The organism is Mycobacterium sp. (assembly GCF_035314665.1).
GTDB lineage: Bacteria > Actinomycetota > Actinomycetes > Mycobacteriales > Mycobacteriaceae > Mycobacterium.
Window position 1 is genome coordinate 1 of sequence record NZ_DATFZD010000264.1, and the last position, 22,143, is coordinate 22,143.

General features: G+C 63.9%; 18 protein-coding genes, 1 tRNA gene and 2 pseudogenes. 10 read left to right on the plus strand and 11 right to left on the minus strand.

Features of this window, described 5'->3' with window-relative positions:
• A pseudogene (locus VKI00_RS18775) lies at positions 1-387 on the minus strand (cyclodehydratase); the annotation flags it as partial.
• A gap of 36 nt (positions 388-423) precedes the next feature.
• The gene (locus VKI00_RS18780; RefSeq protein ID WP_324440013.1) at positions 424-1,821 is read right to left on the minus strand and encodes a zinc-dependent metalloprotease; all 1,398 of its coding nucleotides are present in this window, start codon (positions 1,819-1,821) and stop codon (positions 424-426) included.
• A gap of 87 nt (positions 1,822-1,908) precedes the next feature.
• Between VKI00_RS18780 and VKI00_RS18785 the strand changes: the two genes are divergently transcribed.
• The 4 genes from VKI00_RS18785 (at position 1,909) to VKI00_RS18800 (ending at position 6,705) form a co-directional block, all read left to right on the plus strand.
• The gene (locus VKI00_RS18785) at positions 1,909-2,931 is read left to right on the plus strand and encodes a PDZ domain-containing protein (protein WP_324440015.1); all 1,023 of its coding nucleotides are present in this window, start codon (positions 1,909-1,911) and stop codon (positions 2,929-2,931) included.
• Between the two features lie 93 nt (positions 2,932-3,024).
• Positions 3,025-5,997: a UPF0182 family protein gene (locus VKI00_RS18790; RefSeq protein ID WP_324440017.1), complete on the plus strand. Its 2,973-nt coding sequence runs from the start codon at positions 3,025-3,027 to the stop codon at positions 5,995-5,997.
• Between the two features lie 31 nt (positions 5,998-6,028).
• Positions 6,029-6,556 (plus strand): cupin domain-containing protein, encoded by a 528-nt coding sequence (locus tag VKI00_RS18795; RefSeq protein WP_324440019.1) that lies wholly within the window; start codon positions 6,029-6,031, stop codon positions 6,554-6,556.
• 75 nt (positions 6,557-6,631) lie between these two features.
• Positions 6,632-6,705: transfer RNA gene (locus tag VKI00_RS18800), tRNA-Met, on the plus strand.
• A gap of 381 nt (positions 6,706-7,086) precedes the next feature.
• On the opposite strand, the gene VKI00_RS18805 is transcribed toward VKI00_RS18800, so the two are convergent.
• The 3 genes from VKI00_RS18805 to VKI00_RS18815 all read right to left on the minus strand — a co-directional run bounded on the left by VKI00_RS18805 (position 7,087) and on the right by VKI00_RS18815 (position 10,631).
• The gene (locus VKI00_RS18805) at positions 7,087-9,444 is read right to left on the minus strand and encodes a TOTE conflict system archaeo-eukaryotic primase domain-containing protein (protein WP_324440021.1); all 2,358 of its coding nucleotides are present in this window, start codon (positions 9,442-9,444) and stop codon (positions 7,087-7,089) included.
• A gap of 66 nt (positions 9,445-9,510) precedes the next feature.
• Positions 9,511-10,083, minus strand: a complete 573-nt coding sequence (locus VKI00_RS18810) for a PIN domain-containing protein (RefSeq protein WP_324440023.1) — start codon at positions 10,081-10,083, stop codon at positions 9,511-9,513.
• Between the two features lie 14 nt (positions 10,084-10,097).
• Entirely contained in the window at positions 10,098-10,631 is a 534-nt protein-coding gene (locus VKI00_RS18815; RefSeq protein WP_324440025.1) for a helix-turn-helix domain-containing protein, read from the minus strand.
• A 601-nt stretch (positions 10,632-11,232) separates the two neighbouring features.
• Here VKI00_RS18815 and VKI00_RS18820 point away from each other — a divergent pair.
• Both VKI00_RS18820 and VKI00_RS18825 read left to right on the plus strand, forming a co-directional pair.
• Positions 11,233-11,553, plus strand: coding sequence for a hypothetical protein (locus VKI00_RS18820; protein ID WP_324440027.1), 321 nt, complete (start codon positions 11,233-11,235; stop codon positions 11,551-11,553).
• A 96-nt stretch (positions 11,554-11,649) separates the two neighbouring features.
• Positions 11,650-11,772, plus strand: a complete 123-nt coding sequence (locus VKI00_RS18825; protein ID WP_324440029.1) for a hypothetical protein — start codon at positions 11,650-11,652, stop codon at positions 11,770-11,772.
• 377 nt (positions 11,773-12,149) lie between these two features.
• Here VKI00_RS18825 and VKI00_RS18830 read toward each other — a convergent pair whose 3' ends face one another.
• A complete protein-coding gene (locus tag VKI00_RS18830) occupies positions 12,150-12,362 on the minus strand; it encodes a hypothetical protein (protein WP_324440031.1) in 213 nt (70 codons plus the stop codon).
• Between the two features lie 515 nt (positions 12,363-12,877).
• Here VKI00_RS18830 and VKI00_RS18835 point away from each other — a divergent pair.
• From VKI00_RS18835 to VKI00_RS18850, 4 genes are all read left to right on the plus strand, one after another.
• Positions 12,878-14,401 (plus strand): aldehyde dehydrogenase family protein, encoded by a 1,524-nt coding sequence (locus tag VKI00_RS18835; protein WP_324440033.1) that lies wholly within the window; start codon positions 12,878-12,880, stop codon positions 14,399-14,401.
• A gap of 52 nt (positions 14,402-14,453) precedes the next feature.
• The gene (gene adhP, locus VKI00_RS18840) at positions 14,454-15,521 is read left to right on the plus strand and encodes an alcohol dehydrogenase AdhP (RefSeq protein WP_324440035.1); all 1,068 of its coding nucleotides are present in this window, start codon (positions 14,454-14,456) and stop codon (positions 15,519-15,521) included.
• Between the two features lie 223 nt (positions 15,522-15,744).
• A complete protein-coding gene (gene fabG / locus VKI00_RS18845) occupies positions 15,745-16,593 on the plus strand; it encodes a 3-oxoacyl-ACP reductase FabG (RefSeq protein WP_414687236.1) in 849 nt (282 codons plus the stop codon).
• Positions 16,594-16,668: 75 nt separating this feature from the next.
• Complete coding sequence (locus VKI00_RS18850; RefSeq protein WP_324440037.1) at positions 16,669-18,621, plus strand: 3-oxoacyl-[acyl-carrier-protein] synthase III C-terminal domain-containing protein; 1,953 nt, start codon at positions 16,669-16,671, stop codon at positions 18,619-18,621.
• 108 nt (positions 18,622-18,729) lie between these two features.
• Here VKI00_RS18850 and VKI00_RS18855 read toward each other — a convergent pair whose 3' ends face one another.
• The 5 genes and pseudogenes from VKI00_RS18855 to VKI00_RS18875 form a co-directional block, all read right to left on the minus strand.
• Positions 18,730-19,029: an alpha/beta fold hydrolase gene (locus VKI00_RS18855; protein WP_324440053.1), complete on the minus strand. Its 300-nt coding sequence runs from the start codon at positions 19,027-19,029 to the stop codon at positions 18,730-18,732.
• A pseudogene (locus tag VKI00_RS33845) lies at positions 19,010-19,351 on the minus strand (alpha/beta fold hydrolase); the annotation flags it as partial. The pseudogene VKI00_RS33845 and the gene VKI00_RS18855, both read right to left, overlap by 20 nt.
• A gap of 122 nt (positions 19,352-19,473) precedes the next feature.
• On the minus strand, positions 19,474-21,195 hold the full coding sequence (locus tag VKI00_RS18865) for a PHA/PHB synthase family protein (protein ID WP_324440041.1): 1,722 nt from the start codon (positions 21,193-21,195) through the stop codon (positions 19,474-19,476).
• A gap of 104 nt (positions 21,196-21,299) precedes the next feature.
• Positions 21,300-21,686: a helix-turn-helix transcriptional regulator gene (locus tag VKI00_RS18870; protein ID WP_324440043.1), complete on the minus strand. Its 387-nt coding sequence runs from the start codon at positions 21,684-21,686 to the stop codon at positions 21,300-21,302.
• 50 nt (positions 21,687-21,736) lie between these two features.
• A complete protein-coding gene (locus tag VKI00_RS18875; RefSeq protein WP_324440045.1) occupies positions 21,737-22,069 on the minus strand; it encodes a hypothetical protein in 333 nt (110 codons plus the stop codon).
• Positions 22,070-22,143: the final 74 nt, after the last annotated feature.

Here is a 22,143-nt window from a genome sequence, read left to right on the forward strand (position 1 = left end):
GACCCGGGCACCCGAACAACGCAGTGCCTCGAGCAGCAGGTCTGACAGCGGGCCGCGTCCGTGCACGCGAATCGACGCCGACTGGACGGGCCGCTGTCGGCGGCCGCGGGTGGCGACTCCGGCCGCGACCAGCTTCGCGACCAGATCGCCCAGCTCACCGGCGGCCACTCCGCCCTGCCCGCCGGCCTGCCGCTGCAGCTCGCTCATCGGTACCGGGGAATGCATCGTCCGCAGCAGCGTGGCCAAGCCCGCGGGATTCAAGCCGCGCGGCGGGCGGATCAGCACGGCGCGGCGCGGACTCCAACCCACTTGAACAGCGCCGTCGGGGCGTAGCAGCACCGGCAGAGCCGGGTCCAGCGCATACAACGGCGACGTAGGCTGCGCCATCCAGGCACTGTGCCACGGCAGGACGCGACGGCCGGCTCAGCTATCCACAGAGCTAGGGCCGCTGTCGGGGTCGGTGTGACCAGAATCGGCGCCCCGCTCGAACTCGGCGATCGCCTCGTCGATTCCGCTGGTGTCGCCGCCGATGACCCGGTCGATGAACGCGGCCGGGTCGTCGAGGTCCTCGGTCTCGGGCAGCAGATCGGGGTGCTGCCACACCGCGTCGCGGGCATCGACGCCGGCGGCTTCGGTCAGCCGCTCCCACAGCACAGCGGCCTCGCGAAGCTTGCGTGGCCGCAGCTCGAGGCCGACCAGCGTGGCGAAGGTCTGCTCGGCCGGTCCGCCGGTGGCCCGACGTCGGCGCAACGTTTCGCCGAGCGCGGCCGCGCCGGGGATGCGATCGCCGAGCGCCGCGGTCACCACCGTCTGCACCCAGCCCTCGACCAGTGCCAGCAGCGTCTCGAGCCGTTCCAGCGCCTGGGTCTGCTCCGGCGTGGCCTTGGGCTCGAACACCCCCTGGGTCAACAGCTGCTCCATAGCGGCCGGATCGTTCAGCGAGGCCGGGTTGAAGTCGCGGGCCAACTCCTCGATTCCCTGCATGTCGATCTTCATGCCCTTGGCGTAGGCCTCGACGGCACCGAGCAGCTGACTGGACAGCCACGGCACGTGGCCGAACAACCGGTGATGGGCGGCCTCACGGGCGGCCAGGAAGGTGACGATCTCGCTGCGGGATTGCTCGAGCCCGTCGGCGAAGGACTCGATAGCGTCAGGCAGCAGTGCGGCTATTCCCTTGGGCCCCAACGGTAAACCGATGTCGGTAGACGTCAGCACTTCTTTGGACAACCGGGCCAGCGCCTGGCCCAACTGAGACCCGAATGCCATGCCGCCCATCTGCGACATCATCGACAGCAGCGGACCGGCCATGTTCTTGGCTTCTTCGGGCAGCGCCGACGCCCACACCGTCGCGATCTGCTGGGCCATCGGGTCGCACAGTCGCTTCCAGGTGTCCATGGTGTTGTCCACCCAGTCGGTGGGCGTCCAGGCGACCGCCTTGCTGGTGCCCGCCGGCAGCGCGGTCACTCCGTCGAGCCAGGTCTCGGCCAGGTGGACGGCATCGCCGATCGCCTGGTTGGTGGCCGCCGGGATCGGCGCCACGAAGCCGATCGAACTCGACGCCAGCTGGCGGGCCAGCTCGTAGTTCACCGGCCCGGAGGCCTGGCCGCCGGCCATGGCCGAGCCGGCGCCGCTGAACATCTGCCCGAGCCGGGTGAAGATCTGGCCGAGGTCGGCCATATCGAATTCACCGCCGAGGCCACCCAGGCCAAACGGGTCCGCCGATCCCGAGCCGGAATCGTTCTCCCCGCGCTTTTCGCGGTCGGGGTCGTCTCCGCCGGAGAACCCGAAAGGCAGGTCAGCCATGCCCCCAACGGTACTCACCGGCGGGGCACGGCGCGCGATCCGCCGTCACGCTGTGAGTGAAAGGGCCCCCGATTCGGCCTGAGCAGTCCGTCTAGTGTTAGCGACGTGAACAGGCGGATTCTGACGCTGATCGTGGCGCTGGTGCCGATCGTGGCCTTCGGTGTTCTGCTCGCGGCGGTAACGGTCCCTTTCGTGTCACTTGGCCCCGGCCCCGCGTTCGACACGCTCGGCGAGGTCGACGGCAAGCAGGTCGTCGACATCAAAGGCACTCAGACGCACCCGACCTCGGGTCACCTGGACATGACGACGGTGTCGCAGCGCGACGACCTCAGCCTGGCGGAGGCGCTGACGCTGTGGCTGGCCGGGGAGGAGCAGCTGATGCCACGCGACCTGGTGTATCCGCCGGGCAAGTCGCGGGACGAAGTCGACAAGGCCAACGACGCCGATTTCAAGGAGTCCGAGCACAACGCCGAATTCGCGGCCCTGGGATACCTGAAGTACCCGCAGGCCGTGACGGTGGTGGCGGTCACCGATCCTGGGCCCTCGGTGGGCAAGCTGCAGGCCGGTGACTCCGTGCAGGCGGTGAACGGCACGCCGGTCGCCAATATCGAGCAGTTCACGTCGTTCCTCAAGCACACCAAACCCGGTCAGTCGATCGCGGTTGACTTCCGCCGAAAAAACGCGCCGCCGGGCGTCGCCCAGATCACGTTGGGCCACCATCCGAAAGGCGATTACGGCTTTGCGGGTGTCGCGGTGATGGACGCGCCCTGGGCCCCGTTTGTGGTCGATTTCAACCTCGCCAACGTGGGCGGGCCCTCGGCGGGCTTGATGTTCAGCCTGGCGGTCGTCGACAAGCTCACCACCGGCAGTCTCGCCGGCTCGGAGTTCGTCGCGGGCACGGGCACCATCACCGCCGACGGCACAGTGGGCAGGATCGGCGGCATCGTGCACAAGATGACCGCCGCCCGGGCCGCCGGGGCGACGGTGTTTCTGGTGCCGGCCGAAAACTGCTATGAGGCAACCTCCGGGCGGTTGCCCGGGCTGCAACTGGTGAAGGTCGACAAGCTCGCGGGTGCGGTGGACGCGCTGCATGCCGTGACCAACGGCGGGCAACCGCCGAGCTGCTGACGCCCGGGGTCAAATCACAGAGGTGCGTACAGTTGTGATACGTCGAGGAACAACGCCGACGGCACTGTCGACATGGAGCAGGGAGCGTAGCTAGTGGGGATGCGGCCCGCCGCGAGGATGCCGAAGCTGACTCGGCGCAGCCGGACGCTCATCACGATCGCCCTGACGGTGATCTTGCTGCTGCTTGTCGGCCCGCGCTTGATCGACGGATACGTCGACTGGCTCTGGTTCGGCGAGCTGGGCTACCGATCGGTGTTCACCACCGTGCTGTTCACCCGGCTGGTGCTGTTCCTGGTGGCGGGGCTGCTGGTCGGTGGCATCGTGTTCGCCGGCCTGGCGCTGGCCTACCGCACCCGCCCGGTGTTCGTCCCGAGCAACGGCAATGATCCGGTGGCCCGGTATCGCACTGTGGTGATGTCGAGGCTGCGGGTGATCGGAACCGGGATTCCGGTGGCGATCGGCCTGCTCGCCGGGATCGTCGCGCAGACCTACTGGGTCCGCGTTCAGCTGTTCCTGCACGGCGGTGACTTCGGCGTCAACGACCCGCAATTCGGCAAGGATCTGGGCTTCTACGCTTTCGAGCTGCCGTTCTATCGGCTTGTCCTCAGCTACCTGTTCGTGGCGCTGTTTTTGGCTTTTGTAGCGAATCTGCTGGCGCACTACGTGTTCGGTGGTATCCGGCTGTCCGGTCGCACCGGCGCGCTGAGCCGCGCGGCCCGCATCCAGTTGATCAGCCTGGTCGGGACGCTGGTGCTGCTCAAGGCAGTTGCCTACTGGCTGGACCGCTACGAGCTGCTGTCGCACACCCGCGCCGGGAAGCCGTTCACCGGTGCCGGCTACACCGATATCAATGCGGTGTTGCCCGCCAAGCTGATTCTGTTGGCCATCGCGTTGATCTGCGCAGCGGCGGTGTTCACGGCGATCGTGTTGCGGGACTTACGAATTCCGGCTATCGGTCTGGTGCTGCTGCTGTTGTCGTCGTTGATCGTCGGTGCCGGCTGGCCGCTGGTCGTCGAGCAGATCAGCGTCAAACCCAATGCCGCACAGAAGGAACGCGAATACATCAGCCGAAGCATCACCGCGACCCGGCAGGCCTACGGTCTCACCGATGACGTTGTGACATATCGGGATTACAGCGGCGACAGCCGGACAACCGCCGAGCAAGTGGCGTCCGACCGGGCCACCACGTCCAACATCCGGCTGCTTGACCCGACGATCGTCAGTCCGGCGTTCACCCAATTCCAGCAGGGCAAGAACTTCTACTACTTCCCCGATCAACTGTCCATCGACCGCTATGTCGACCGCAACGGCAATCTGCGCGACTACGTCGTCGCCGCCCGCGAGCTCAATCCCGACCACCTGATCGACAACCAGCGGGACTGGATCAACCGGCACACCGTCTACACGCACGGGAATGGCTTCATCGCCTCGCCGGCCAACACCGTGCGCGGTATCGCCAACGACCCCAATCAGAATGGTGGATACCCGGAGTTTCTGGTCAACGTCGTCGGCGCCAATGGCGGAGTGCTCTCCGACGGTCCGGCACCGCTTGACCAGCCGCGGGTCTACTTCGGACCGGTCATCTCCAACACGCCCGCGGACTACGCGATCGTCGGAAAGAACGGCGTCGACCGGGAATACGACTACGAGACCAACACTGAAACCAAGAACTACACCTACACCGGAAGTGGCGGAGTGCCGCTCGGCGGTTGGGTGTCGCGTAGCGTCTTCGCCGCGAAGTTCGCTGAGCGAAACTTCTTGTTCTCCAACGTGATCGGATCGAACAGCAAGATCTTGTTCAACCGCGACCCGGCGCAGCGGGTAGAGGCGGTGGCGCCGTGGTTGACCACCGACAGCAGCGTGTACCCGGCGATCGTCAACAAACGACTGGTGTGGATCATCGACGGTTACACCACGCTGGACAATTACCCGTATTCCGAGCTCACCTCGTTGTCGTCGGCCACCGCCGACTCCACCGAAGTCGAGTTCAATCGGCTGGTCCCCGACAAACAGGTGTCCTACATCCGCAACTCGGTGAAGGCGACCGTCGATGCCTACGACGGGACCGTCACGCTTTATCAGCAGGACGAGCGCGACCCGGTGCTCAAAGCGTGGATGAGGGTCTTCCCCGGGACCGTCAAGCCCAAGAGCGATATCACCCCCGAATTGGCTGCCCACCTGCGCTATCCCGAAGATCTGTTCAAGGTTCAGCGGATGCTGCTGGCCAAATACCACGTCAACGACCCCGTGACGTTCTTCTCCACGTCGGATTTCTGGGACGTTCCGCTCGACCCGAACCCGACGGCCAGCAGCTATCAGCCGCCGTACTACATCGTCGCGAAAGACATTGCCAAAGCTGACAATTCGGCGTCGTTCCAGTTGACGAGTGCGATGAACAGGTTCAAGCGGGACTACCTGGCCGCCTACATCAGTGCCAGCTCCGATCCGGCGACTTATGGCAAGATCACCGTGCTGACAATTCCCGGCCAAGTCAACGGGCCGAAGCTGGCCAACAACGCGATCACCACCGACACAGCGGTGTCTCAGGACCTCGGCGTGATCGGGCGCGACAACCAAAACCGGATCAAGTGGGGCAATCTGCTCACGCTGCCCGTCGCCCAGGGTGGGCTGATGTATGTCGAGCCGGTCTATGCCTCACCCGGATCCAGCGATGCCGCGTCGTCGTATCCCCGCCTGATCCGGGTGGCGATGATGTACAACGACAAAATCGGATACGGCCCCACCGTCGGCGACGCGCTGACCGGGCTGTTCGGGCCCGGCGCCGGTGCGACCGCGGCCGGTATCGCGCCGACCGAGCCGGGCGCGCCCGCCCATCCGCCGCCCGCTGCGTCGCCGCCATCGGATGGTGTGCCCGCGCCGGCGGCCGTCCCGCCGTCGCCGAACGCAGCGGTCACCTTGTCCCCGGCCAAGGCCGCCGCGCTCAAGGACGTTGAGGCGGCACTAGGGGCGGCGCGCGATGCGCAGAAGAGCGGCGACTTCGCCGCTTATGGATCCGCGCTGCAGCGGCTCGACGACGCGATTACCAAGTACGACAACGCCAAGTAGTCGCACCGGCTCCGCCGAGGAGGTGTGCGAGATGGCCGAGATTCCGGTGACGGTCGTACAGCCCGGAAAAGGGGAGTACGTCGCGCTTCCGGGTTTTGGGGCGGTGTTCAAGTTGTCCAGTCGTAACAATGGCGGCGAGGTGTCCATCGTCGAGCATCCGTTCGCGGTGGGCTTGCTCACCGCGGCGCACCGGCACACCCGCGAGGACGAGCATTCGATTGTGCTGGCAGGCGAGATCGGCTTTTGCTCCGACGACAGTGAAGTGGTCCTCGGGCCCGGTGGTTACATCACCAAGCCGCGCGGGCAGATGCACGCGATGTGGAACGCCGGCAGCGAGCCGGGCCGCATCATCGAGATCATCACGCCGGGCGGGTTCGAGAATTACTTCCGTGAGCTCGGTGAGCTGCTCGTCGAGCACGCGAACGATCCACTCGGCACGGTCCTGCACGATCTGCCCGAGTTCGGTGAGCTGGCCGACAAATACGGGCTGACCTACGGCGTTCCGGACTGGATGGCTGACATCAGGCAGCGCTACGGCCTGAATCAGCCCTCGCACTAATCTAGGCCCGTCGAGCCTGGTGAGCGGGCGATTTGGTGGCCTCGCTGGCTGTTCGGTAACCTGGTATTTACCCGTCGCGGGGTGGAGCAGCTCGGTAGCTCGCTGGGCTCATAACCCAGAGGTCGCAGGTTCGAATCCTGTCCCCGCTACTAGCGGAAATGACCCCAGAGGTGCGACCTCTGGGGTCATTTTCACGCCTGTTGTGAACGGATTTGTGAACGTTGACCTTTGCTGACCTTCCTTGAGCGCGCGCGAATCTTGCTGGTAGCGCTCTACATAGCTGGGTTGTGGCCGACGGCGTACGGTTGCTACGTCGGCTCCGGTGCATTCCGCCGAGGACCTCGCCAATGACGGCTTGTTCGATGACAGCGAGCTGAAGGAGTCCTCGCCGACCTGGCCGCGATGGGGCGGGCCGACCTGGGGTGAGCACGCAGGGTCATTGTGGACACGGATGTCACTTGGCCGAGCATGAAGAACGCCTTGCCGCCCGCGCTGTTGCGTGAGCCGCTAACCGTACTGGTCGGCGACGCCTATCGGACCAGTGTTCGGGGATCGGGGAAGCCCAATTTTGTGTAGCCGGGCGCACGCTTTCGCAGCGAAGAGGCGAGTACTGGGGTGAGTTCGTCGTGGTAGTCGTGCACGGTTGCGGCGGTCTTGGCGGCGTGGGGCCGGGTGACGCGCCCTACGTATTGGACGAGTCGGTTCTTGAAGGTGATTGGGGCGGCGAGAAACAGCGTGTCCAGGGCCGGGCAGTCGAATCCCTCGCCGATGAATGAGCTGGTGCCGACGATCAGCAAGGGTCCGTCGTCGGCGGTGTGGGTGGCGAGTTGTTGAGAGATCTCGCGGCGTTGGCGCGCCTTCATCTGGCCGCTCAGCACGACGACATCCTTCTCGGCGTTCCGGAGTCGTTCGGCGATGGCGTTGAGGTGATCAATCCATGTGGTGAGGACGAGGATGTTGGCGCTGTCGGCGTGAGCCGAGAGGACGTCGGCGATGATCTGCTCGAGGCGGGCTTCGTCGGCAATGAGGGCTCGGTAGATCTCGGCCATCCCGCCTGGCGCACTGGGATCGGCTTGTCCTGTGTAGCGGAACTGGGTGGGATGGACGTATAGGACGGGGTGCGGTGCGAGCAGATCGGTGCCTGCCGAGGGGAGTTGGCCCGCGGTAGGGGCTTCGAGGGTGACGTGATGCGATCCGAGTTGGTGGTAGATGAGGTCTTCGAGCCCGTCACGGCGTTCGGGTGTAGCGGTGAGCCCGAGCCAGTATTTGGCGGGTATTCGATTTAGGACGTGGAAGAACGCGCTGGCGGCGATGTGATGGCATTCGTCGGCGACGACGAAACCGTAACTCGCCGTGAGATCTTCGATGTTGCCGCAGCGGGCGAGTGTGGGTAGCAACGCAATGTCGATGATGCCGGTGGTCTTGGATCGCCCGCCGCCGATCTGTCCGCACTTGAATCCGAGGTGTTTCTGCAACCGGTCACGCCACTGGTCCGCCAGCGCTTTGCGGTCGACCAAGATTAGGGTTGAGGTGGCGCGGGAGGCGATGGCGGCGCAGGCAATCACCGTCTTGCCCACGCCAGGAGGTGCGATCAGGACGCTGGTGTCTTCCTCAACGAGGTGTCGGGCGGCGTCGGACTGTTCAGGCCTAAGTGTGGTTGAGCAGCTAAATTCGTGACTGTCACCGGCGGTGCGCTTGTCGTCGATGCGTAACGTACTTCCCGCTGAATCGGCCAAATCTGTTAGAAGCCCGTAAAGTCCGCGCGGCAGCACGAGATCGCCTTCGACTGTCTCGTCGTAGCTGTAGAGGAAGCGCGGTGTGTTCCAGGTGCTGCGTCGAGCGCGTTGGCGGGCATCGAATTCCGGATTGCGGATGGAGGCTGCGTGTTTCACGGCCGCGATCATGGCTGGACCAAGATCGTTGGCGGTCAGAGTGATTCGAGATGTGAAGGTTGCCCGGATGATCGCTGCTGGCCTCGGCACGATTTTCGACGAGGTGGGTAACTGCAGCCGGCGCACGCGATGGCCGAACTGCGGATCGGGCAGAGCGCGAACCAGCGTGGTCACATCCTTGTGCGACAGGCGCGCGATGCTGGACAGGTAGGCCCATTGGTCGTCGAAGGGTTCCAGCGTGGCGGGGTCGAGGAACAGCGTTGTGCCGTGCTGGCGGCGTTTGCCGTTGAGCGGTGCGGCGATGAGGTTGCCCATGCCGCGGCCAGTGTGGACGTCTTGGGAGGGAAATAGTCGGTCGTAGCTGCTGAGGTGCATGCTGCCGCGGAGTTGGAAAGCCTCGCCGAGCAGGCTGGTCGCGATGCTGCGGGCTGTTGCTGCCGACGTCGCCTGTGCGAAGAAGATCCAAACGTGCGCACCTCGCCCCGACTGCGATACTTCCAAGGCGGCCGGAACTTTATGGGCTCGTGCTGCTTTCATATAGGCCAGTGCGTCAAGCATCGCGGCTTCTTTGTCGAAGTCGGCCGCGACCCACCAACATGTGTCATCGTCGCCAAGCGGATAGAGGCCGATATGAACCTCGCCGCGTAGGTGTTGTCCGATGACGTCGGGAGTCAAAGGAAGATACGGGGCGTCGCCACGGTTCATGCCCTTGCGCCAGTAGCCGCGAATGGCCGGCATCCAACCGGATCGACCGTCGCGGCGGTTCTCCCAACGTAGCGCGTAAACATCTGAGCGACAACGAAACAGATCGAGGAAGAAACGGACCTTGTCTTCGGGCGCCGATCTCATGCTGATCGGCGGTTCCGGTGCTCCGGTCAGGGTGGCTTGATCTAGATCCGCCGATCGAGCCTGCTCTTCGCTCAGTTGTAGTAATCGACGCAAACGCGCATTGTCGGCGCGCAACGTGTCCAACTCACCCGGGAACCGTTCCTCCACAACCACAGTCTGCCGATCCCTGCGTCGGCGATGCAGGCCGATGGAGTAGTCGCCTCGGCAGGGCGGTCAGATGGCGGCGCGGATGAGCTCGACTGCTTCGGTCATCTGGTATCGCTGAATCAGCCAACTCAGAATTTCCTCGGTCGTGAGTGGTGGTGCGGAATACCTGGAGGCCATGGTTTGCACAGCCCGCAGCGCCAGGTCTGGTGAGACCGATACGGTATCTGCTGCAAATTCGGCGGGAGACAGAACCTTGATGTGCGCGGGAATCTTCGCTACCGGGAAGTCCTTGAGGTTATCGGTAACGATGGCGCCCGCTCCACCGACCAGCGCTGCTGCAGCCACGTGTTCATCGTTCGGGTCTGGTAGGTGGAAGCTTCCGTCATAAGGTTCCCAGTTTTCGACCACTGCGTCGTCGAACGCCGTTGTCATCTGATCAATAAGGTGACTGGCCCGCGCAGCCGCAGCAGCGGGTTGTTCTCCTCGATTCATCAGCTTCTGTGTCTCGTGGTATTCGAGTTCGGCCAGGATTTCGGTTGACCACAGCGGTCGATAGAGCCCTTCGATCGCGAGTGAAAGCAAGAAGTCCCGCTGCAAGCTCGGCCATAGCACCGAGGTATCGAGGAGAGCGGCGAACATCGCCGCCCATGGTGTCAGCTTGGCTGGGCTGATTTGTTTCGGCGCGCCGCCACAGCGCTTCGTGCTTCGCGCAGTTGCTTTCGGATCGTGTCGGGATCGTCATCGTGGTCGATGTCGGCGGTCGCCACCAGTGCGTCGTATTGACGTTTGCGGCGCTGCTCACGATAGGACAGCACGTCATCGAGCAGAAGCCGATGCCGGTTGCCAATTCGTTCGGCAGGCAGGACGTTGTCATTGATCAACCGCACTATCGTCGGGCGGCTCACGCCGAGAAGGTCGGCCGCTTGCTGTGTGGTTAATGTCATGGTTTGCGGCGCGACGGTCACTGCCTTGCCCGCATGAAGTGCTGCCACGACTTTCGTCAAGGCTTCGTGGACCGCGCCGGGCAGCTCGATGCGGTCGTGCTCGTCGACACCAACCAGTGCGTAACTTGGAGAAGCCGCTGCGCCATGTCGGCGCTCGTGAGCCGCGAGGAACCCGACCACCGGTGCGAGTTCCTCCGGATGCTCGGAGAGGAAGGTCGCGGTCTCGACCGCTTCGGCGCCCACGGGAGTTCACCACCTATTCGAACGAAGCGAAAATATTTTCGGAACGTTCGAATACTAGCTCAAATGACAGCGCGAGTCCATCACCTCATCCAGCAGACACGTTTCGCCGTCTGCAGACGCGATTACCGCGGAGGCCTAGCGCCAGCAGGAAGGTCTGTGAACGGATTTGTGAACGAAATGCGGCGCAACGGCCGAGGTGGCGTGGAACGTGGCGCGACAGCTTGGACGGGCGGTTGTTGGTGACCTGCAGGTTTGAGACCGGTGATGCGACATGAGACTCGGACCGGCTGGCTCATAACCCAGAGGTCGCAGGTTCGAATCCTGTCCCCGCTACCAGTCGAAACGGCCCTCGGAGGACACTCCGGGGCCGTTTTCATGCCGTTTGGGAACACTTTTGGGAACATTAGCGGCGCTAATGATTATCGGCTACGGCCCGCCGAGGGTGCGTCAGGGTCGCAAAGCCTACGCAGTTTCCGCGTCAATCGCACCGTCAGATCGCCCATTGCCACTGCCATTGCCATTGCCGCGATCAACACCCACACACCCACAAAGATTGCGCGCACTGGGTCGTACGGGTGGCCCCAGTCGTCGGTGAGCGCATGTGACACCACCGACACCGTCGGCGGAAGCAAGGCGGCTGCCAGCATGCGCCGCGGCCCACTACTTCCGGATGATCCTGGCCAACGATGAGCGCCCACGCACCATGCACGCCGAAGCCGAGCGCACCGATCGGGAGCTGCTCCCCGACATCATCGGCCGGCTGCTCGATCGCCATGACGCCCGCCGCGCCGCACGCCGCCAGGACCGGCGCGAACACACCGCCGCCCAACGCGCGTTCTACGAGCGCTACAAACGCCTCGCTGCCGACATCGGACGCGCCGCCGAACGCGGCATGGACCGCGGCAACGGACTCGAACTGTAAAAGCCCGCCGCGGCGGGCAAGCCCACTGCCCTGTCAGTCGCCGTCGCCCACCGAAGCGGTGTGATCTGAAAGCCGAACTACGAAAGCAGATCAGCGATGACGACGACTGAGAGTTACGAAACCGCAAGCGGCGCAACACTTTACGCGGTCCGCTACCGCAAGCCGGACAGCCGGCAGGCATGGAAGCGTGGCTTCAAACGCAAGGCCGACGCGCAGTGATCGCCAGCACTGTCGAGGTCGACAAAATGCGCGGCCACCCGCCGCGACCTCGGATGATGTGGCGCCGACGCGGATCTTGAGGACGACGACGTCGCCGGGTTCGAGCGCGACCTGAGGGTAGGGCTCTCTTGCCTTGGGGGCGACGCTGGGGGCAACCCGTTGGCGGCGCGAAAGCGTGGAAGTCGGCGTCGGGACGTAGCCGATGGCCGATGTGTCCGCAGGTGGTGCAGCGTCTCAAGTGGAACCGCCATCCGCCGGTGGCGAGGCACTCCACACATCCGGTGCCCGACGGCGGGATGGATGCATTGAAGGCGTCGGTGACAGCCACGGTGAACTTCTTCCAGACGGGGCTCGCATCGTGGGTTCGGGGTTTGGGGCTACCCGGTGGTCAGCGACGCGCTGGCGAACAGGTCGCGGTGGGCGGCGATGTACTGCTCAACCGACTGCGGGGGGTGCCCGGTCACCTGTTCGACGTCGTCGGTGAGTCGGTCGTAGCGATCGTCGCGGTGCGCTCGCAATTCTGGACCGCGTGCCGGGAGCGGCGGCCCGAGGAACGCGACCTCGCACCTGAATCCGTCGACCACCAGCAACGCTGCCAAGCCTTGCAAACGGGGCCGCCCCAAACGGGATTCGGCGGGTTAGTCCCCACGGGTGTAACCTCAGAGGTGCTGAGAATCTCAGCTGGTTCGGGACGAGTTCAGTTGTCCGCTGCAGAACTTGAGGAGCATTGGCTCCGAGGCCCCTACGCGCCGGTGATCATCTGCACATCAGGATCACCATGACAGCTCCACCGAGTTTCTCCACTCGATCGGCCCCCTTACAACACCCCCGAACAATGACGGTTGCGTATGACGTGGCCGCGGGCACCGCTCAGCACTCGACCCGAGCCGTTGCGGTCCTTGGCCTCGAGGCGAGGATGCCAACCAGGAAGGGTGCGGCCACGTGCGGCCCTCACCGTGTTCCGCGAGATCCGCACAGAATCATTGGGTTGCTGAACAGGTCTTCGACCGGTTCGCCACCAGCTCGCAGGTCTGCCCTTTGTGTGGTTCGGGCTCGGCCAGCACGGCGGCGGCGACTCGGTTCGTTACGGTAGGAGAGACAGACCATGGCTATTTACGCGCGACCGGGTGCTGAGGGTTCGTTGATGTCCTTTCAGCCCAGGTATGACAACTACATCGGCGGCGAGTGGGTCGCGCCCGCGCAGGGCCGCTACTTCGAGAACCCGACCCCGGTTACCGGCCAGGTGTTCTGCGAGGTCGCTCGGTCCGATGAGGGCGATGTCGAGCGTGCCCTGGATGCGGCCCACGCGGCGGCGCCGGCCTGGGGCAAGACCTCAGCGGCGGATCGCGCAGTGATCCTGAACAAGATCGCCGACCGCATCGAGGAGAATCTCGAGTCCATCGCGGTCGCCGAGTCGTGGGACAACGGCAAGCCTGTGCGGGAAACGCTGAATGCGGATATCCCGTTGGCGGTGGATCACTTCCGGTACTTCGCCGGCGCGATCCGTGCCCAGGAAGGGTCGCTGTCGCAGATCGATGAGGACACCGTGGCCTACCACTTCCACGAGCCGCTCGGCGTCGTCGGCCTGATCATCCCGTGGAACTTCCCAATCCTGATGGCCGTCTGGAAACTCGCCCCGGCACTGGCGGCTGGTAACGCCATCGTCCTCAAGCCAGCCGAGCAGACCCCGGTCTCGATCCTGTACCTGATGTCGTTGATCGGTGACCTGCTGCCCGCGGGTGTGGTCAACGTGGTCAACGGATTTGGTGTCGAAGCGGGTAAGCCGCTGGCGTCGAGCAACCGGATCGGCAAGATTGCGTTCACCGGGGAGACCACCACCGGCCGGCTGATCATGCAGTACGCGTCGCAGAACTTGATTCCCGTCACCCTGGAGCTCGGCGGCAAGAGCCCGAACATCTTCTTCTCCGATGTGATGGCCGCCCATGACGACTATCAGGACAAGGCGCTGGAGGGGTTCACCATGTTCGCCCTGAACCAGGGCGAGGTGTGCACGTGCCCGTCGCGGTCGCTAGTTCAGGCCGATATCTACGACGAGTTCCTCGAGCTGGCCGCGATCCGCACCAAGGCGGTCCGGCACGGCGATCCGTTGGACACCGAGACGATGATCGGCGCGCAGGCCTCCAACGATCAACTCGAAAAGGTGTTGTCATATATCGAGATCGGCAAGGACGAGGGCGCCCGCGTCGTCACCGGCGGGGAGCGTGCCGACCTGGGCGGTCACCTCAACGGCGGCTTCTACATGCAGCCCACCATCCTCGAGGGCAATAACAAGATGCGGGTCTCCCAGGAGGAGATCTTTGGACCCGTCGTCACGGTGACGTCGTTCACCGACTACGACGACGCCATCTCGATCGCCAACGACACCCTCTACGGACTGGGTGCCGGGGTGTGGAGTCGTGACGGCAACACCGCCTACCGGGCCGGGCGGGATATCCAAGCCGGCCGGGTGTGGACCAACTGCTATCACTCCTACCCCGCCCACGCCGCATTCGGCGGCTACAAGCAGTCCGGTATCGGCCGCGAAAATCACAAGATGATGCTCGACCACTACCAGCAGACCAAGAACCTGCTCGTCTCCTATAGCGACAAGGCGCAAGGGTTCTTCTGATCCGCGGCCCAGTAACCCGTCGCTCAACCCCACTCACGATTGGAAAACGGCCATGACACAAACCCTTGATTCGCCCACCACACCGCACACCATCGACACCATGCGCGCCGCGGTGGTAACCGAATTCGGCGCCCCGCTGGAGATTTGCGATCTCGAAGTGCCCACACCCGGCTACGGTGAGGCGCTGGTGAAACTGGAGACCTCCGGCGTCTGCCACACCGACCTGCACGCGGCGCACGGCGATTGGCCGGTGAAGCCGCAGCCACCGTTCGTACCCGGCCACGAGGGCTACGGTACCGTCATCGCACTCGGTGACGGGGTGGACGACCTCAAGATCGGCGACAAGGTCGGCAACGCCTGGCTGTGGTCGGCGTGCGGCAGATGCGAATACTGCCGCACCGGCTGGGAGACGTTGTGCGAGAGCCAGCACAACGGCGGCTACAGCGTCAACGGCAGCTTCGGCACCTACATGCTGGTCAACGCCGCCTACGCCCCACGAATCCCGGACAACGTCGATCCGCTGGAAATAGCTCCCATCCTGTGTGCCGGAGTCACCGTCTACAAGGGCCTCAAGGTGACCGACACCCGGCCCGGCCAGTGGGTGGCGATCTCCGGCATCGGCGGTCTGGGCCACATCGCCGTGCAGTACGCGCGAGCGATGGGGCTGCGCGTCGTGGCCGTCGACATCGACGACTCCAAGCTCGCCCTGGCCACCCAACTGGGCGCCGAGGTCGTCGTCAACGCCCGCACCAGCGACGTGGTCGCGGAGGTGCAGAAGGCCACCGGCGGAGTGCATGGCGTGCTGGTCACGGCCGTCCACCCGCAGGCCTTCGGGCAGGCCATCGGCCTGACCCGTCGCGGCGGCACCATCGTCTTCAACGGACTTCCGCCGGGCGACTTCCCGGCTCCGATTTTTGACATCGTGCTGAAGGGTCTGACGATCCGTGGCTCGATCGTCGGCACCCGTCAGGACATGGCCGAGGCGCTGGACTTCTACGCCCGCGGTCTAATCCACCCGATGGTGGCTAGCGCGGGACTTGACGACATCAATGACGTGTTCGGCCGAATGGAACGCGGCCAGATCGACGGCCGCATCGTGATCGACTATCGAAATGGCTAACGGCACGCGGTTGACCAGGCGAACGCGGTGCACGATGGGGCCGTTCTCGATCACCCGGTCAGATGCGACGGCGGGGTTTGATGCGAATGTCGTTGAAGCGTCGCGTGCTTGGCAGTCCCAGCCGCGCGGGATTTACTCACGAGGAGTTTTGCCAATTCAGCAGTCGGCACAGATTTCTCAGGACAAGAAAAATCACCAATAGAGCAACGGCAAGGAGATCACGATGACGGCGACGGCTATTACGGTTGATGAGATCGGCGAGCCCCGATTCATGGAGGCTCGAGGAGCTAAGCTCCGTGGGCGAGTTGCTTTCGTGACGGGTGGTACTCGCGGAATCGGTGCGGCGATCAGCAAAAGCCTGGCCAGTCAGGGAGCAACGGTGGCCGCTGGGTACGGCAGGAACACTGAGCAGGCACAGAAGTTCCTCGCCGAGTTGTCAGCAGCCAGTGACGGCGCGGAGGTCAGTGTCCATCAGGGCGATGTCGCGAGCGGGGATGACTGTCGACGAACTGTCCGCGAGGTCATCGACCTCCACGGCCGCCTGGACATCCTGGTCAACAACGCCGGCATCACGCTCGACAAGACGGTGGCCAAGATGACCGACGACGACTGGAACAGGGTCCTCGCGGTCAACCTGTCTGGGGCGTTCTTTCTTGCCCAGGCGGCGTTGGCGCATATGCTCGAGCGCGGCAGCGGCCGGATCGTCATTGTCTCCTCAGTCATCGGTGAAACGGGCGCCGTCGGTCAGGCTAACTATGCAGCGTCCAAGGCCGGGCTGTTCGGCCTGACGAAGACACTCGCGCGCGAGGCGTGTTTTCAGCTGGCGCGCGCGGGCAAGTTGACGGAAGACGGTATCGGCGTCACGGTCAATACGGTCACACCCGGTTACGTGGCGACCGAGATGGTCGAGTCCATCCCCGAGAAAGTCCTGACCCGCATCAAGAGCACCATCCCCGCGGGCCGATTGGCGCGCCCGGAGGAGATCGCACGAGTGGTGCACTTCCTGGCCGCGGATTCCGCGGGCTACATCACTGGACAGGTTTGGGGGGTGAACGGCGGTCTGGACATGTGATATCTGTTCCGGTCCGCTCCCTATCGCCTCGTGTTACTTCAAACTCAAAAATGCTCATCGAAAAGGTGACCGGCAATGCATTCCTATGAAATCAACAAGCATGGCAAGATCGTTTTCCCGTCCAATTGTTTTCCCGATCTCGACTTCTCCACGTTCGGAAGCCTCGAGCAACTCGATGCCGTCGTCCGGCGGGACTTCGATGCCAAGGCGCCAACCGGGACCGACATCCTTGAGCAGATCAAGACGGGCGCCTACCAGAGCAAGTTCGAGCTGATGCAAGATATGGCGCTCAACCTTTTCTGGGCCAATCGTTTCAAAATCACGATGTACGATGTCCGGCCAACCCGCTGGGCCGACGTGCCGCGTAGCCGCGACGACGTCTTCATACCCATCCTGACGCCGTGGGAAGATAGCGAAGCGAAGGTGTCAGCGGTGCTGTCCGCCTTTCCGAATCTCCCGGCGCGGTGGGACGCCGAGGTCGAGGACAGCATCTTCGAGGTCCTCTTCGACGTCTTCGGCCATCGCAGGAACCACGCGACCAGGCTGTCGGCCGTCATACCCACAGTTGCCGATCTGCTGTCTGACCCCGGTAATCAAACTCTGCGACTGAACCGCTACGACCCCGACTTTCGTCGGTACAGCTACGCCGAGATCATCGACTGCGACGAGGATGTGGCCGAGCTCGAGGCGCTACGCCGCTGGTCGATGGTCTTGCACAACCAGTACCCGTGGAGTCGCAGCGAGGCCGCCCTGGTCGCTGTCGGAGAATTGCGAGACGACGACTACGTGGTGGTGTTTCATCCGCGTGATCCTGAGGTCCAACTATTCCTGTCCCGCGTCGCCTCAGGTCACACCCCGACGAAGGCTGCGCCGGCGGCCCCCGAGGTTTTCGCGCCAATCCGCCCGTACCCTGCTATCGACGTCCGCAACGACCTGGAAGTGCAACCTTGCATCCAGGCCATCGCCGCAGCCCACGGCGATCAGGTGTGCACCAACGAGGACCTAATCCGCAACAGCGCCTACAACTGGTCCCCCATGTCTGCCGACGAGATCAGCGCCAAGACCGGCATCGAGCAGCGTCGTTACACCTCGGGCAGCCTCGAGGAGCTCTCGTTGCGGGCCGCCCGGTCGGCGCTGGCTCACGCTCAGGTGGGTCCCGACCAGGTCGGGGCGGTTATCGTGTGCACCTGCACCAGCTCTCGGCTGATACCGTCGATCGCGACCTGGCTTTCCGGCCAATTGGGCATCCAGCAGACGCACTGCTCGTTCGACCTCGTCGCCGCGTGCGCCGGCCTCAGCTACGGGCTGGCCGAGGCCACGAGGGTTCTCCAACTGGTTCGGCGGCCGGTGCTCGTCGTGTGCGCGGAAAAGTTCTCCGACAAGATCGGGAACGTCCGACCGTCCCGGATGATATTCGGCGACGGCGCGGCCGCTATTGTCGTCGGCGTCGCACCCGAGGGTTCCCCGCCGGATATCGAGTACATGCAGACTTATGCCAGCGGTCCGACAAGCCAGGTCAACTCGATCTTGTGGCCCAACCCGACATACGGCAACAACATCACGGTCTTCGGCCCCGAGGTGAAGGCGCTCGCCGGGCGCTACCTCACGCAGATGCTCGACGACGTCAGGGCCCTGCCCGACCCGGATGGAGTCGCAGAGTCACTTCTGGCCAGCATCGAACTGATCGTCCCGCACCAGGCGAACAAGACCATGGTGATCGACCTTGCGACGGCCGCCGGTCTATCCCCGGATCAGCTGTATTTCAACATCGAACGGGTGGGGAACGCATCCTCGGCGAGCATTCCGCTGGCAATCCACGACGCGGTCCGCGACCGGGTGATCACCACGCCGACGCGGGTTTTCGCCCCTGGTTTCGGCGCCGGCGCGGTTGCCGGCTACGCGGTTCTCCGAATCGATCCTGCCGTCATCGCGCCCGACGACCAGGCGGCAACAGCTGGCGAGTCGGCCGCGGTTCCCGAGTCGCTCACCATGCCCGCCGGGGCCGATATGGCCCTTGCCTTCGGATAACAGCCCTCATCCGGGTGACGGCATCGTCGTTGCTCCAGGTTAGAGGCAACGCGATCGCCAGTAGTTCGCGTCCGGGCTGGAATTCGGGTTGGTCCTCGACGGGGAGGGCTACCCCGTCATCAAAGGTTGCGAATCGAGAAACTTCTCCGCCAGGCGGGCCACCATCGCCGCCGGGCCGGGCTTTTGCAGATCGTGTCCGGCCTGGATGGTGACAAGGCGGGCGTCGCGGATGCGCGCCGCAAGTAGCCGACTGTTCGCCGGCGGGACGGCGCGGTCGTCGTCGCCGCAGACCACGAGGGTGGGGTGCATCGATACAGCCGAGAACGGGGATGCTGGACCAGGTCGAGATGGCCGCGAGCTGCCAGAGCAAGCCCAACGGGTCCGGTCGCGGCCACCGCGTTGCGCGATTTGGCGTCAACAACATTTGGGTGACATCGCGGGGGTGCCCCGGAACCGCGCCGACCCCGCAAGCAGTCGCAAGCAGCACGAGTCGGTTCACGCGGGTGGGACGGCCGACCGCCAGCTGCTGGGCGACTGCGCCGCCGTGGGAGTACCCGACGACATCCGCTTTCTCGATGCCGACTGCATCAAGCACCCGTGCAGCGATATCCGACAACATCGGCATCGAGTACGGAACGACCGGAGTTTCGCTCGCCCCGACCCCGGGGCCGTCAAAGGCAACGACAGTCCTGTCTCGAAGCGCGCCGGCGAAGGACGCCCAGCTCGCCATCGGCCGGGACAAGCCGTTGAGCAACAACAGCGGATCACCTGATCCGGTTCTGCGCGCCGCAATGCGTAGACCGCGAATCGAAAGCACGAACGTGTCCGAGTCGACGCTCTCCGGCGAGCGGGTCACGCGGTAGCCCGCACGTAACGACCCGGGGCTTTCTCGATCGGCGGAAAGTCCTCGCTGCCCCGGTGATCGGGCGCGGGAATCATGTCCCCGCCCCGTTCGGCGATCCACGCGGTCCAGTCCAGCCACCAAGTGGCCTCCACCAGTTGCGCGTCCGCTTTCCATTCCTGCGGGTCGGCGGGAAGACTGTCGTTCACCCAATGCTTGGCCTTGGGATTGGGAGGATTGACGATACCGGCTATGTGACCGGACGAACTCAGGACAAACCTGCTCTTGCCGCCCAGTAGCTGTGTGGTCTTATAGCCTGATGTCCACGGCACTATGTGGTCGTCCACAGCCGCCAACACGTAAGTGTCGATGTCGACAAGGCCGGGGTCGAGACGGTTGCCGTTGATCTCGAATTCACCTCGGGCAAATTCGTTGCGCAGATAGCACGAGCGCAAATACTCCGAATGCATCCGGGCCGGCATGCGGGTCGAGTCTTCGTTCCAGGCCAGCAGGTCGAATGACGGTGGCTTGTTTCCTTGCAGCCAGTTGTTCGACACGTATTGGAAGATCAGGTCGTTTGACCGCAACGCACTGAAGGTCCGTGCCATCGTCGCCGAGTCGAGGTAACCCTTCTTCCGCATCTGCTTCTCAAGTCCTGCGACCGTTGCCTCGTCGGTGAACGTGCCGAGCAAGCCCGGTTGGGTGAAATCGGTATGGGTGTTGAGGAATGTCGCGGACTTGATGGAGTCGTCACCTGCTGCGGCGTTGTAGGCCAGCCCCAGTGCGGTGAGCGTTCCACCCAGGCATACCGACACCGTGTTCACCGCAGGGGCACCGGTGATGTCACGAACGACTCGCACGGCGTCCAGCGGTCCTTGGAACAGGTAGTCGCGGAATCCGAGCTCACTCATCGACTTATCCGCATTGCGATAGCTGATCGCAAAACACGTGTGTCCGTGTTGAACGGCCCACTCGATAAGACTTTTGCCCGGTGCCAGATCCATAATGTAAAACTTGTTGATCCACGGTGGGCAAAACAGCAAAGGAACCGCGTACGTATCCGGAGTCTGTGGTGAGTATTGGATCAACTCGATGAGCTCGCTGCGGTAAACCACGCTCCCGGGCATGGCAGCCATGTTGACGCCGACCTCGAATCCGGAGCTGTCGACTTGCGACGGCCAGCCACCGTTGTGGCGAAGATCGTGCACCCAGTTCTTGAGACCCCTGCCGATGCTCTTACCGCCGGTGTCGAACGCCTTGCGGATCGCCGCGGGGTTGCCCGCCAGGGTGTTCGTCGGGGCGAGCGCATCGACAAGAAACTTAGCCATGAAACGCGCCTTCGCGTCCCGCGTTCCACTCACTCCGGCGGTGTCGAGGAGTTCGTCGACAAGCCGGCCAAACAACAAATACTGCTGAGCCAGCAGGAAGTACGCCGGATTCTCCTGATAGGCCGGATCGGAGAAACGCTTGTCGCCACGGGCGATCGCGATGGGACCGGGATTGTCAAGGCCGATCCCGCGTTCGACGGCAGCTCGAAACGCCCCCACATAACCCCAGACGAAACGCGTGTTGGCAGCCATGATTCCGGCCGGATTTCTCAGCGTCATCCCACCGGCGACCAGCAGCTCACGGATCAGGGCGGCCGGATCGGCCGAGAAGGTGACATTCTCAGCGATCCCGACCAGGTCGAGATCTGGACGCGCAGTCGAGCGTGCGGGCGCTTCTGACGACATCATGGGCCTCCTTCGGTTCGGTTGGGAGAAGCGAATTGCCCTGCTGGCTAATGTGTTCGGCCGTACGCGGTGGCGAAGGCCTCGCCCACACGTGAATATGGAAGTCAGACATCCGGCACATCGGCCGCTGCCCCATAACCGTTCGCTCCGATATAGGTGCGATACACGGCGAGCAGCGCGCGCTTCTGTGGCTCGGTGAGTCGGGGGTCCACGCGCAACGCGGTTTCCGTTGCATCGTCGTCAGGTTGGATCGGCGCGGGAATCAAGCCAGCCTGTGCGAACAGTGCTTCAGCCGAGAGGTTGAGTGCCTGGGCAATCGACTTCAGCACACGGGCCGAGGGCTCGGACAACCCCCGCTCGACCTGACTGAGATAAGGGTTGGACACCTCAGCCATCGCAGACAGCTCGCGCAGCGACAGATTTGCCATCTGCCGCTGCGCGCGGATGAACGAACCCAGAAGGTTGCTACTTGTCGCTGACCCCTCTGTCATCGCCGCTCTCCCAATTGTCGCTGCGCGCGGTATCTACCGCTGATTATCGCTCAGGCAGTTTTGTCGGCGGTTTTGTCCGGAGTCAACGTCGTCGCCAGCGTCACCGCGAAATCCTTTTGCGCGGCAAGCAGTTCGGCGGCAAGGTCGAAGCCGTAGGCCGTGACCGTCGGCACGTCGGGCAACGCAGCGCTCTTGGGGATCTCGCGCAGATGCAAGGGCACCGACGACCACGCCGCTGCGTAAACACGAGCCGCGTCCAATGCCAGGCTCTGACTTTGCTTGACCGCCGAAAGCAGCTGCTCACCGAACTTCTGGACGGCGTCAGGAATATCGGTCGGGTTGGTTGAGGACTTGTCGGTCATGTTTTTCTCCTGTGTTGTCATGCTGCTAACTATAGCATGCATGCGCTAGATTTAGTTGAAGTCAAATTGCCTAGTGGGCGCTGGAGCCCAGACGG

Excerpts from the sequence above, each read along its gene's own strand:
- VKI00_RS18865 (WP_324440041.1), bottom strand. The coding sequence starts at position 21,195 with ATGTCGTCAGAAGCGCCCGCACGCTCGACTGCGCGTCCAGATCTCGAC.
- VKI00_RS18875 (WP_324440045.1), bottom strand. The coding sequence starts at position 22,069 with ATGACAACACAGGAGAAAAACATGACCGACAAGTCCTCAACCAACCCG.
- VKI00_RS18795 (WP_324440019.1), top strand. The coding sequence starts at position 6,029 with ATGGCCGAGATTCCGGTGACGGTCGTACAGCCCGGAAAAGGGGAGTAC.
- VKI00_RS18825 (WP_324440029.1), top strand. The coding sequence starts at position 11,650 with ATGACGACGACTGAGAGTTACGAAACCGCAAGCGGCGCAACACTTTAC.
- VKI00_RS18810 (WP_324440023.1), bottom strand. The coding sequence starts at position 10,083 with ATGTTCGCCGCTCTCCTCGATACCTCGGTGCTATGGCCGAGCTTGCAG.
- VKI00_RS18870 (WP_324440043.1), bottom strand. The coding sequence starts at position 21,686 with ATGACAGAGGGGTCAGCGACAAGTAGCAACCTTCTGGGTTCGTTCATC.
- VKI00_RS18850 (WP_324440037.1), top strand. The coding sequence starts at position 16,669 with ATGCATTCCTATGAAATCAACAAGCATGGCAAGATCGTTTTCCCGTCC.
- fabG (WP_414687236.1), top strand. The coding sequence starts at position 15,745 with ATGACGGCGACGGCTATTACGGTTGATGAGATCGGCGAGCCCCGATTC.
- VKI00_RS18835 (WP_324440033.1), top strand. The coding sequence starts at position 12,878 with ATGGCTATTTACGCGCGACCGGGTGCTGAGGGTTCGTTGATGTCCTTT.
- adhP (WP_324440035.1), top strand. The coding sequence starts at position 14,454 with ATGACACAAACCCTTGATTCGCCCACCACACCGCACACCATCGACACC.